We start from the raw sequence: 12,087 nt of genomic DNA on the forward strand, positions 1-12,087 counted from the left end.
GTGACTAGTATTAACGATTTAGCGAATGAGATTGTTAGACAAGTAGCAGCATATACAAGAGAAGTTGAAGAAAAAGTAGAGGAAATACAGGTGAAAATTGCAAAAAGTGGAGTTAGTAAATTAAAGAGCCTTAATAGACCGAAATTGACTGGTAAATATCGAAAAGGTTGGCGGGTTAAAAAGGTTGATAAGGCCGTTTTCATTCATAATGCTACTCATTACCAACTTACTCATTTACTTGAAAATGGTCACGTGAAGGCTGGTGGTGGACGTGTATCCGGAATTCCTCATATTCGGCCAGTTGAAGAAGAGGTAATACAAGAGTACTTGGATGAAGTTGAAGGAGCGATAAGAGGATGACGCTAGTTGAATTGAAAAAGATACTTGATGCTACAGGTTATCCTGTGGCTTATTCGCATTTTACAGCAACGCCTGGTAACCCTGTACCATCGCCACCTTATATTTGTATCCTTGTGGACGGCTCATCTAACATGACGGCTGACAATAAGGTCTATCACAAAATAAATGATATCAATATTGAGCTTTACACAATTAAAAAAGATTTGGTTGCAGAAGCCGAACTTGAAAATGTTTTAGATAAACATGAGATTCCTTATGAATCTTCATTTGAGATATTTATTGAATCAGAAAAATTATTTCAAAAATTTTATGAAGTGAGGTTGATTTAAGTGAATGAGAATAAAGTGACATTCGGCTTAAAAAACGTTCATTATGCAACGTACGAAGTGAAAGATAGTTTAGTTACATTTGGATCATTGATTAAAATGCCAGGTGCAGTAGAATTAACATTCGATCCACGCGGAGATCTGATTGAATTCTATGCAGATGACATGCTTTATTATTCCGCAAGTAATAACCAAGGTTATGATGGAACATTAAATATCGCTACTATTCCAGAGCAATTTGCCATTGATGCGCTTGGTGAGCAATTAGATGCAGAAGACGGAGTATTAAATGAATTAGCTGATGCGAAAACAAAACCATTCGCACTATTATTTGAGTTTGATGGTGATGTAAATGCGACTCGTCATGTTATGTACAACTGTTCAGCAAGTCGCCCTACGCTTGCATCTAAATCCAAAACGAATTCTGCGGAGCCTAATACAAATGAATTGAAATTTGTATCTAGTCCTATTGAACTTAATGGAAGACGTATGGTAAAAACGAAAACAACTTCCAAAACAACTCAAGCAATTTATGATAATTGGTACAAAAAAGTGTATGTAAAAACACCAGCAGCACCAAAAGGAGCGTAATTAGATGGAAAAAACAATTGTAGTAGATGGTAAACAAGTTCGATTAAAAAGTACAGGTGGAACTCCTAAGCGATATAAAGCGCAGTTTGGAAAAGATTACTTTTCGGAACTAATGAAACTATATCCACTAATGAATGTAGATATGAATGATTTAGATAATATGGATTTCAGTTTATTGGATATGGATGTTTTCTATAACTTTACTTATGTATTAGCGAAAACAGCAGACCCAACAATTCCAGATCCAATTACCTGGCTAGATGGGTTCGATGAGTTCCCAATTTATGAAATCATTCCAGAAATTCAAGATATGTTAATGGCTTCTATGCAATCTAAAAAAAAGATGTAAGCGATGAACAAGGGACTGATGATGGTGAGGGATTTACCACTGAGACGTTCCTTGCATTGTGTTATAAATGTAAGCTTACAAGTTCAGATTTAGACGAAATGACAATCGGTATGTGCCTTGATTACATTAGTGAATATATTGAATTGCAGAATCCGCAAAAAGAAAAAGTGAGAAAAGCTTCACAAAAAGATTACGACTCATTCTAAAAATGACTACCTATACAACGGGTGGTCATTTTTATTTTTTATAAAAAGGTGGTGAATGTGTGGATAAATCAATAAAAGGGATTACGATACAACTTGGTGCAGATACAACGAAATTAGGTAATGCTCTTAAAGATGTTACAAAGCAATCTGTGGATTTATCTCAAGAACTTAAGCAAGTAGAACGTGGATTGAAATTTAATCCTGGAAACACCGAATTACTTGCACAGAAGCAACAAATATTAGCTGAGCAAGTAACAGTAACAACTGAAAAGCTAAATAAGCTAAAAGAAGCGCAAACGCAGATTAATCAAAAATTTGCAGAAGGTAAGATATCACCAGAACAGTACAGGGCGTTTAACCGTGAAGTAATTGCAACTGAAAACCATCTGAAAAGCCTGCAAAACTCGATGCAAGAGATGGAAGCTGAAGAAGGTCGTATAGCTACTTCCACAAGACAACTAGAATCATTATTTCAAGCCACAGGTACAAGTGTAGATAACTTTTCTAGTGCTTTAGGTGGTAGATTAGTCAACGCTATTAAAAGCGGTACAGCGTCATCTAAACAGCTTGACGATGCAATTAATAAAATCGGTGTGGAAGCATTAGGAACAAGAACAGATCTTGAAAAGATGAAACAGATTCTTGCAACTATCGATGATGGTAATTCTGTAGAGAATGTAAGAAAAGAATTATCAAAGTTGTCACAAGAAGCAGAGCAAACAGGTAAAAAGTTTAAAGAACTTGATATCGATTTAGAAAATATGTTAGGTGCAGCGGTCGCTGGCGGTGGAATTGATAAAGCTATTGAAACAGCATTAGATTCATCAAAATTAAAAACGAAAATCGATATATCATTTAACGTTCCTGAGGAATCTAAAAAGTCAGTAGAATCAGCTGTGCGAGGTATTGAAGCATATGGAGTTGATGGAGAAGCTGCGCTTGAAGGTGTCAGACGTCAATGGGCGTTAAATAAGACGGCTTCTGATGAAGCAAATACAGCTATTGTTAAACAAGCAGCTACTATTTCTCAAGCGTATTCTGGTATTGATTTTAATGAATTGATTCAAGAAACAAATGAAATTGCTTCTGAAGTTGGTATCTCACAAGAAGCAGCTGTTGGATTAACTGACGCTCTTTTAAGAGTAGGATTTCCGCCAGAACAATTAGATACAATCTCAGAATATGGGGCTCAGCTAACACGAGCAGGCTACAACGCTGAGGAAGTCCAAGCCATTATGGAAGCTGGTGTTGAAACTGGCACATGGAATATTGATAATTTACTAGATGGTTTGAAAGAAGGTCGCATTAAAGCAGCTGAGTTTGGACAAGGTGTCGACAAAGCTATGAAAGAGGCCTTAGAAGGTACTAATATTTCAGCTGAGCAGTTGGAAAAGTGGGGTCAATCTGTAGCTAAAGGCGGTAAAGAAGGTTCGGCAGCTATGACAGAGATGGCTAAAGCGTTAGCTGGAATTGAAGATGAAACAAAACGAAATCAGATAGGTGTTAAGCTATTTGGTACAATGTGGGAAGACCAAGGCCAGAACATCACAAACACATTGATAGAAGCGGGAAATAAAACTATTGATTTCAAAAAGAATCAAGATCAACTTAATGATTCTGTTAAAAAACTGGATGCATCACCAGCTGTTAAGTTTCAAAAGGCAATGGCTGATTTAAAGATGGCTCTTGAACCAGTATTAGCTGTTATTGCAAATGTAATTGGTAAATTTGCTGAGTGGATATCTGAAAATCCTCAATTAGCAGCAACATTAGCGACAATAGCTACAGTTATAGGTGTGATAGCCGGGGCCTGTTTAGCGCTTGCTCCTATATTTGTCACTTTATCTAGCATAATGGGTATATTCGGTTTAGGTGCAGCAGCAGCGGCTGGAGCGATGGTAGGTATAGTAGCTGTTGTTCCATTGATTATCGCTGGAGTAGCCGCTTTGGTCATTGCAATCGTTAAAAACTGGGATTCTATTAAACAAAAGACAATTGATATATGGAATTCGATTATTGAATTTCTTTCTAACTTGTGGAAGGGAATTGTGGATATAGCCTCAGAGGTTTGGGGAAAAGTTGTTGAAGTGACGACAAGTGTGTGGAATGGAATCAAGGATTTCTTTTCTGAACTTTGGGCCGGTATTGTAGAGATATTTACATCTACAGTAAATGGTATTCGCGATTTCTTTATTCAAGCATGGACAACTATATCAGAATTCTTTATGAGCATATGGAATGGGATTGTTGAGTTCTTAACACCAATTCTTCAAGGGATAGCGGATTTCTTTTCGGGGATTTGGAATGGAATTTCATCTGTTATACAAACTGTCTGGAATTTCATCTCACAGTATTTACAAGCAATTTGGACAGCTATTTTGTATTTTGCTACTCCTATTTTTGAAAGTGTAAAACAATTTATTGTTGATACTTGGAATACAATTAGTTCCACTACAAGTGAAGTATGGCAAGCAATAACCGATTTTTTATCATCGGTTTGGAATGGACTTGTTGGCTTTGTTACACCAATCTTTGAATCTATAAAGAACTTCATCATATCAGCATGGAACACAATTAGTTCAACAACAAGTACAGTGTGGAATGAAATCATTAGTTTCTTAACTGGATTATGGAATGGCATTGTTTCTACAGCAACAAGTATTTTCGATGGAATCAAAAATGTTATTTCAACTGTGTGGAATTGGATAAGTAGTACAAGTAGTAGTATTTGGAATGGAATTAGTTCTGTTTTATCAGATGTTTGGAATGGGATTAAGTCCACAGCATCATCTATTTGGGAAGGTCTAAAAGAAGCAATTATGGGCCCGGTCCGTTGGGTTACTAATGCTGTAAGTAGTGCTTTTGATGGTATGAAATCAGGTGTTTTAGGAGCATGGGATGGTATAAAGTCAGGTATCAAAACGACAATAAATTTTATCATTGGAATGATTAATAAATTCATAGATGGATTTAATACACCAGCTGATCTATTAAACAAAATACCTGGTGTTGATGCACCAAAAATTCCACATGTTCCAATGTTGGCCACAGGTGGTCATGTTCTTGGAGATGGTCAATTCATAGCTGGTGAAGCTGGACCAGAGTTATTTACTAAGAAGGGAAACAAGGTATCTGTTACGCCGCTATCATCAAGAGAGAAATCACTTGGTATCACGGGTACAATTAAAGAATTAGTTGCGAATATGAATCGTACTATGGCTAGTAACATACAATCACTCAATGAAAATGCAATGCCTGTAACGAATGTTTCATATGCAGGAATGTCTGGTATAGATTCAACTCCAAAAGACATAGTTGTACAACTTACTGTAGATCAACCTATAGTTGTGGATGGTCGTACAGTGCAACGAGTTGTACGAAAAGAAAATATTCGTGAGGATAATATAAACTTGCTAAAAAGGGGGCAATAGTAAATGCCAGATACAATGATTTTATTTAAGAATGGACAAACTTGCTCCCTTAAAAAAGATTACAATGTAGAAACTTTAGAATTAACAGTAGATCCACCTCGAAAAGAATCAGATAAGATGAAAATAAAAGGACAGTTTGGTGTTCATCATTACAATAAAAGCTATACAGAGCGAGGGTGTCAATTAAGAATTCTTGTGGATACAGGAGATATTGAGGGAGTATATGAAAAGAGAAATGAACTATACGCTTTATTTGGTAGGTTAGAAGATTTTTATATTATTTATTCGAGGGAACCAGGCATACGAAGACGTGTTGAGTATGAAGACATGAAAATTAACCGTCCACCTGGTTCTTTATTATTTGAAATTACTGTTGAATTTTCCATACCGGATGGTTTTGGCGAAAGTATCTTTACATCACTAGATGCGAAGGAATGGGATACGAATAAATTCGCATGGGGCATGGGATTAGAATGGGATGATAAATACGATTATACATTCAAAGAGAAAATATTTTATTTTAAAAATATTGGTTCCATGGAAATTAACCCAGCCCAACATGATATAACATGGCGGATTAAATGTGATCCGCGTTACTTAAAGATTACTAATTTTACTACTAATGATTCTTTAACCATTTACAATCCCGGTGCTGTATCACAAGGAATCATTGTTATAAAAGGACTTCACATAGAAGACGAATACGGCCGTAATTTGGTACGCCATGCTGATGCAGGAGAAATCCATCTTGTGCCTGGCATAAATCAAATCAAAATTGAATCGTCTACGTTCCATTGGTGTGAAGTAAATACAAGATTCTATTATTTATAGAAAGGAGCGAATGCCATGAGTTTATCAAGAAAATATTATATAAATACTCTTATATCTGCCGATGAACGGAAAGAATTGAATTTAGAAATAGATAACGTATATGTAGAGCTTGTGAACAACAACAATTTTATTGGTAAGGTTCAACAAGCTCTTTTAGATTTAACAAACAAAGAAATTAATGATGTTGCTAATTTACAGTCTTTAATAGCAAGTGGAGACGCCAATTCTTTAAATGTAGTCAAAAAAATGATTTCGGATTTCTTAGCAGCAAAACCATCCAATTTTGATGAAGTGACTACAGCGAGATTAGGCGAAAGGACTTTATATGATTTTAATCAGAAAATCAAAACTAAACTAGATAATACAGATAGTTTTCAACGAATTAAATTAACTGATGATGAAGGTTATTCTGTGAAACTTACAGATGCCAGCGATCTTAATTTGATTACTAAAACTGGTTATTACAGAGGATTTGAACTTAAAAATTCTCCAAAAGAAAATAATTATGGTTGGTATATTCAAGTGTATTCGCATAATGTTAGCGATTTCGCTTGTATGCAAATTGCATACTGTCTTCACAGTGCAGAAGATAACAGCCTATATGTTCGTAAGAAAGTCAAAGGAATTTGGACGGAATGGAAGCAGCTTGGTTTGGCTGGTGCTTATGATGATATCAAGAATGAAATTAATAAAGTTAAGGGTACTCAACCTTCATTAGATGCAGCTATTAGAGCAATGATTCCGTATAACAGTGTTAATTATTATGGCAATGATAATGCAGCATTCCAAAAAGCATTAAACGAATCAGCAGGAAAAACTTTAGATGTACCATCTGGAACATATATGATTGGTGATTTAGAAATTCCAAGCAACATAACAATTCGTGCAGATCCGAATGCTGTATTTACATTAAAAACAGGAAGTACAACGTTTTTTACAAATAAAGATGTTGTTAATATTGGCGGGTACGATAAAACAAGAGGCATCGTATTTAAAGGTGGAGTATTTGATCTAAAAAAGACAAAGGATGCAAAAATATTTGTGTTATCTCATTGTCAAGATATTGTGATTGATACAAAAATTATAAATGGTGGGGAATCACAATCATACATCGCTCTTAATGCTGTGAAAGATTCAGAAATAGACATAGAAGCTGTGGATTGTACTGCCACAACATCGACAGGTGCAACGGTAGGTATTTATGTATTCAATGATAAAAATACGCTTATGAACCAAAATACAAAGCCTTATGATATGACACCTTGTGACAATATAACTGTTAATCTCAAATTGAAAAATGTAAAAAAAGGACTAGCTGAAATTGCACCAGTAGACAAAGTGATTCATAAGAATATCACTTATAACGTTCAGGGTGAAAATGTATTAGAAGAACTTGGATTGTTCAATAATATGTCTTATTTCAAAACAGAAAAAGTAGTCGGAAATGATATTGGACATGGCTTAGTATTCCAAATTCTTAATGATACTTGTGAAGATTTTACAATAACAGGTGTTAATATTCGAAATGGTAAAAGTAAAGAAACATCCCGTGGTGTTTGGTTCAAAAGTAAGGAAGGCGACAATGCACCGCAGTATAAAAATGTTCGGATTTCCAATCCTGTTATTCGATCGTTTGCAAAAGGTATCACAACAGATTATGGGTTTAGCGCTAAAATTACCAATCCAGACATACAAGAATGTTGGGAAGATGGTATTTGGAATTACTTTACCCTTGATTGGGGACTAAACGGTGGAACAGTCAAATACAACAATAAAAATGGTTGGGATTCCCGTGCTGATGTCCACATAGGTGAATTAGCTATTGATAATGGGAATAAAAAAGTATTTAGATCGATTCTTTCAAATGTCCAAGTCAGAACATTACGAGTAGAGAACATACAAGATAGTATTATTGCGAATGTAATTATTAAAGGTGGGGCCTTCTCTCAAGTTGGTTCTAATCACAATAATCAAATCAATGTTTTAGAAGTGGGTTGGTAGTATGAAGCGAGTGGAAAGACCTAAGATTGAACAGTTATCAACGGGTGAACAATTTCATTTAGTTGATATGAAACTTTTTGAAGTAATAGAGGGCAAGAATGAACCGTCCTCTATTCGCTTCGAAGTTCCAGATACTAATAAAAACAGGCGTGTTTATCCGTATGTAGAAGATAGGAATCTACTTATCTTTGAAGGGCAGTACTATATTATTTTAGTCAATCAACAAGATGAACTTGGATTTAAAGATTGTGACGCGATACAAGTTGGTGCGGAACTATCTTTGCAAACACAAGAAAAGAAGGTTACTGGTTATTTTTCAATAGAAGAAGGACTTGCCCACACATTTGAGGGAAGTAATTTCAAATATATCAATCGTTGCTCAAAAAAAATACAATTACAGTTCGATAACTTCGGTGGCGAAAGTCGAATGAAAATGATTCGAAAGCTACTGGATCGTTTTGATATTGAATGTATCTTCGATAACATGACTGTTATTTTTGCGGATAGAATCGGTAAAACAACGGACAAGTTATATAAATTTGGTTACAACGTAAATGCCATTAAGAAAACAACAGATGATAGAAATTGTTACTTCTCTGTTTTATTACTTGGTCATAAGCCATCTAAAGAAGAGGGAGATGGACCACAATTTACGTATTATTATGAATCACCTCTTAAATACAAGATGCCGGAACTTATTCGTTTTCGACAGGCTGATAATATTGAGGATGATCGTGTAAAAGACAATGCAACAGCGTTGGAAAAATGTAAGGCAGCTGTTAATGATATCCCTATTGTTTCTATCACTGTGGACCATAAAGAAGCAAACTTCGATGATTCAAATGAGCCAAAGGTCGGAGATAAAGCAATTCTTCAACATCACAAGTACAATATGGATTTTGATGTACGTGTAGTAAAGCGTACCCGTTATCCATATGAGCAGACACCAAATAATTATGAGTTTAGTAACAAACGAGATGAACTTGTGGATCGTACAGAAGAGCAAAAGAAATGGACCGCGGATATTCTTTCTGTAGTAAAAGAATTAGATCAAAGGTTATTAGAGGAATCCAATAATTATACAGACCGTATCAATGCTATAACAGATAAAAAAGTCGAAGAAGCAAAGCAAGAAAGTGAAGCAGCAAAGAAACTTGCTGAGCTTGTTAAAGAAAACCAAAAGAACTTTCAAACTACAATTATTGAAAGTGATACGGAACCAACAACTAATCTTGAGCCTGGTAAAACACTTTGGTTGGATACATCGAAAGGTAAGCCTGGTGTTCTGAAGAAATGGAACGGGAAAACATGGGATATAATCGTTCCGGATATTGAAGGTGCAATCAAAGCTTCTGAGGAAAAGACGAATAAGGAAATACAACAGATTGTATCTGATATGCAAAGTAAAGTTGATAAAAATTGGCTTGATAGTCAATTAAAAGATAAAGCTGATAAAAGCGGAGTTTACACGAAAGAAGAAAGTGATAAGAAGCTTGAAGGTTTTGTGAGTAAACAAATATACGAAACAGATAAGAATGGAAACATTAAAAAGTTTGAAGACATAGGAACTAAATTTACTCAGACAGATACAGCTATCAGTCAAATGGCCACAAAGCAAAATGTTACTGATTTAGGAAACAATCTAACTTCTGTATCAAAAGTCGCAAATGAAGCAAAGCAAACCGCAGAAGGTAACACTCGTACTATCACAGATATACAAACAACTGTGGATGAACAAAAAACGGCTGTTGGCAATCTATCTAAAAAAACAACTGAAATTGAAGAAAAGGCTGGGCAAATTACTGAGAAATTAACGAGCGTTGAACAAAAACAAGGTCAATTCGAACAGAAAACAGCTGAATTAACCCGTACAACCGATTCTATTAAACAAAGTGTAGAAAGTATTTCTAAAACACAAACGACACAAGGTGAACAAATAAAACAGGCGCAATCCACACTTGAAACACAAGCAGAATCGATAAAAGCGAAAGTATCCATTACAGAGGTTGGTAACTATGTTAGTAGCTTAGGGATGGATAACTTGATCAAAAATTCATTGTTGAGAAAAGATGCAAGCCATTGGACATTGGGAGCTAGTGTTACACGGGATACAAATACAACTTATAACGGTTGCTATAGTATCTTGTCTAATCAAAATGGTTTAACAGCAGATTCTTGGCGAGGTGGAACGAGTGAAAATGTTCCAGCATCTGAAGGTGAAAATTTCGTTATGTCTGGTTGGTTCATGACCGATGATAAAAGTAAATTTGATAAAGGTGCAATCATTTGTATCAATTTCTATGATACTGCTGGAAAAAGAATATTTTTCCCAGGTAAAGCTATTGATATGGAAAACAATGTTTGGAAACAATCGTTTTTAACTGCTAAAGCACCAGCAGGAACTGCAACTGTAAATGCGATGTTCTTTGTATCAAGAAATGGTAAGTTATGGGCGTCTAAAATGATGTTACAACGTGGAACAAAACCATCTGAGTTTACTGAGAATGCAATGGATGTGGTTGGTAGAGATGAATTATTAGGACAGATTGCTGAAAAAGTAGCTACAGCTGATTACAACAAGAAAACAGAACAAATTGACCGCGAGATTTCCGCTACAAAAGAAGGCATTAACCTTGCAGCTAAAAAGACGGAAGTCTATACACGTACTGAAAGTGATGGGAAGTATGCTACAGGTGCTTATGTAAAAGAAATGGAATCACGTATCAGTGTTACTGAAAAAGATATTTTAAGCACAGTTAGAGTCGGTAATATAGTTTCGAGCATTAACCAAACAGCTGAAACAATAAAAATTGAAGCAAAACGCATTAACTTAGTTGGTGCCGTTACAGCAGAATCAATTGCTGGTAAACTTCTTGAAGGTATCACTATTAGAGCGAAAGATCCGAACGATAATAATAATTTTACAGAGATGTCGAATGGTCGAATCTTTACACAAGGATTTCAAACTCCAGCTGAATGGAATCGATGGGCAAAGAAAGTTGTTACAGGTTTAGAAAAGGGACTTTTTTATAGTAAGGGTTATAAAGAAGACGGTTCGCAAGCAAATTCTGTAGAAATTGCATCATGGGGATTGAACCTTAACAATGGTAATGATCAAGCAACATACGGAGCGTCTACATTTACTATATTGGACACAGGTCAAAGAAAGTCTATCTCCGCAAAATCTTATGATTCAACTCAAGGATGGAAACCAACGTTGACCCTTGATAACCCTCAAAATGCAGAATTTGTAAAGATAACGTCAAATGCAATTTATTTGTATAACATGAATAAAAACTATAAGAATGAATTGGTTACTGAGGATGTCGGTTCACATTTAACCATGTATAAGTCAATGTTATGTTGCGATGACGGATGGGATGGAGATTTTCAAGTTAAAAATGCAAGTGGTTCTGGCCCAAAGGGTATAGCAGCAGCTGCATTCCGAAACTCTTCACAAAGAAAACTAAAAACAGGAATAAAAGATTTACAATTTAGTGCTTTAGATGTTGTTATGCAAGCCGAAATAAAAGAATATTATTATAAATCTGATATGGAAGAACTTTATAAAAAGCGTGCTGATAGAAAAGACGATGATGAATTACCAACAATAAATGATATCAATATTCACTATGGCATTATAGCTGATGATGCTCCATCACAATTGACAGATAAAAATCGAACTGGTGTTGATGTATATGGAATGGGATCCATTAATATGGCGGCATTAAAGGAATATGTAATTAAAACTGATGCTAGACTAGATAAAATAGAAAAACAATTAGAAAAGGTGATTAATAGTGAAAATAACAGCTAGTGCAGAAATGTATGCAAAAGTGGTGGAAGAACAACTAAGTGCGGTCACACACGACAAAAACATTTATCTAGCTCGCGTAATCGAACTAGAAGCAGAAAATCAAAAGTTAATAGAAGAAAATGAGAAGTTGAAACCAAAGTCTGCTAATAAGTAAGGCTTTTTTTATTTTGAAAGG

The 12,087-nt window shown here is 35.3% G+C and carries 9 protein-coding genes; all 9 read left to right on the forward strand.

What is annotated here, in order from left to right; genetic code table 11:
• Positions 1–9 precede the first annotated feature (9 nt).
• The 9 genes from PLX19_RS04385 (at position 10) to PLX19_RS04425 (ending at position 12,066) form a co-directional block, all read left to right on the forward strand.
• Positions 10–360: an HK97 gp10 family phage protein gene (locus tag PLX19_RS04385; RefSeq protein ID WP_272187471.1), complete on the forward strand. Its 351-nt coding sequence runs from the start codon at positions 10–12 to the stop codon at positions 358–360.
• Positions 357–689, forward strand: a complete 333-nt coding sequence (locus PLX19_RS04390; RefSeq protein WP_272187283.1) for a hypothetical protein — start codon at positions 357–359, stop codon at positions 687–689. The genes PLX19_RS04385 and PLX19_RS04390 overlap by 4 nt, the downstream gene beginning before the upstream one ends.
• The gene (locus PLX19_RS04395; RefSeq protein ID WP_272187284.1) at positions 690–1,277 is read left to right on the forward strand and encodes a major tail protein; all 588 of its coding nucleotides are present in this window, start codon (positions 690–692) and stop codon (positions 1,275–1,277) included. It begins immediately after the preceding gene.
• Positions 1,278–1,281: 4 nt separating this feature from the next.
• Entirely contained in the window at positions 1,282–1,626 is a 345-nt protein-coding gene (locus PLX19_RS04400) for a hypothetical protein (RefSeq protein WP_272187285.1), read from the forward strand.
• Positions 1,627–1,891: 265 nt separating this feature from the next.
• Complete coding sequence (locus PLX19_RS04405) at positions 1,892–5,263, forward strand: DUF2207 domain-containing protein (RefSeq protein WP_272187286.1); 3,372 nt, start codon at positions 1,892–1,894, stop codon at positions 5,261–5,263.
• Between the two features lie 3 nt (positions 5,264–5,266).
• Positions 5,267–6,094 carry a phage tail domain-containing protein gene (locus PLX19_RS04410; RefSeq protein ID WP_272187287.1) on the forward strand — a complete coding sequence of 276 codons (828 nt, stop codon included), beginning with the start codon at positions 5,267–5,269 and terminating at the stop codon, positions 6,092–6,094.
• Positions 6,095–6,109: 15 nt separating this feature from the next.
• Positions 6,110–8,095: a pyocin knob domain-containing protein gene (locus tag PLX19_RS04415; RefSeq protein WP_272187288.1), complete on the forward strand. Its 1,986-nt coding sequence runs from the start codon at positions 6,110–6,112 to the stop codon at positions 8,093–8,095.
• A 1-nt stretch (position 8,096) separates the two neighbouring features.
• Positions 8,097–11,912, forward strand: coding sequence for a phage tail protein (locus tag PLX19_RS04420; protein WP_272187289.1), 3,816 nt, complete (start codon positions 8,097–8,099; stop codon positions 11,910–11,912).
• Positions 11,896–12,066 carry a hypothetical protein gene (locus tag PLX19_RS04425; RefSeq protein ID WP_272187291.1) on the forward strand — a complete coding sequence of 57 codons (171 nt, stop codon included), beginning with the start codon at positions 11,896–11,898 and terminating at the stop codon, positions 12,064–12,066. The genes PLX19_RS04420 and PLX19_RS04425 overlap by 17 nt, the downstream gene beginning before the upstream one ends.
• The last annotated feature ends 21 nt before the right edge of the window (positions 12,067–12,087 follow it).

The organism is Bacillus sp. BP-3, assembly GCF_028401955.1.
In the GTDB taxonomy this organism is placed as follows: Bacteria; Bacillota; Bacilli; order Bacillales; family Bacillaceae_G; genus Bacillus_A.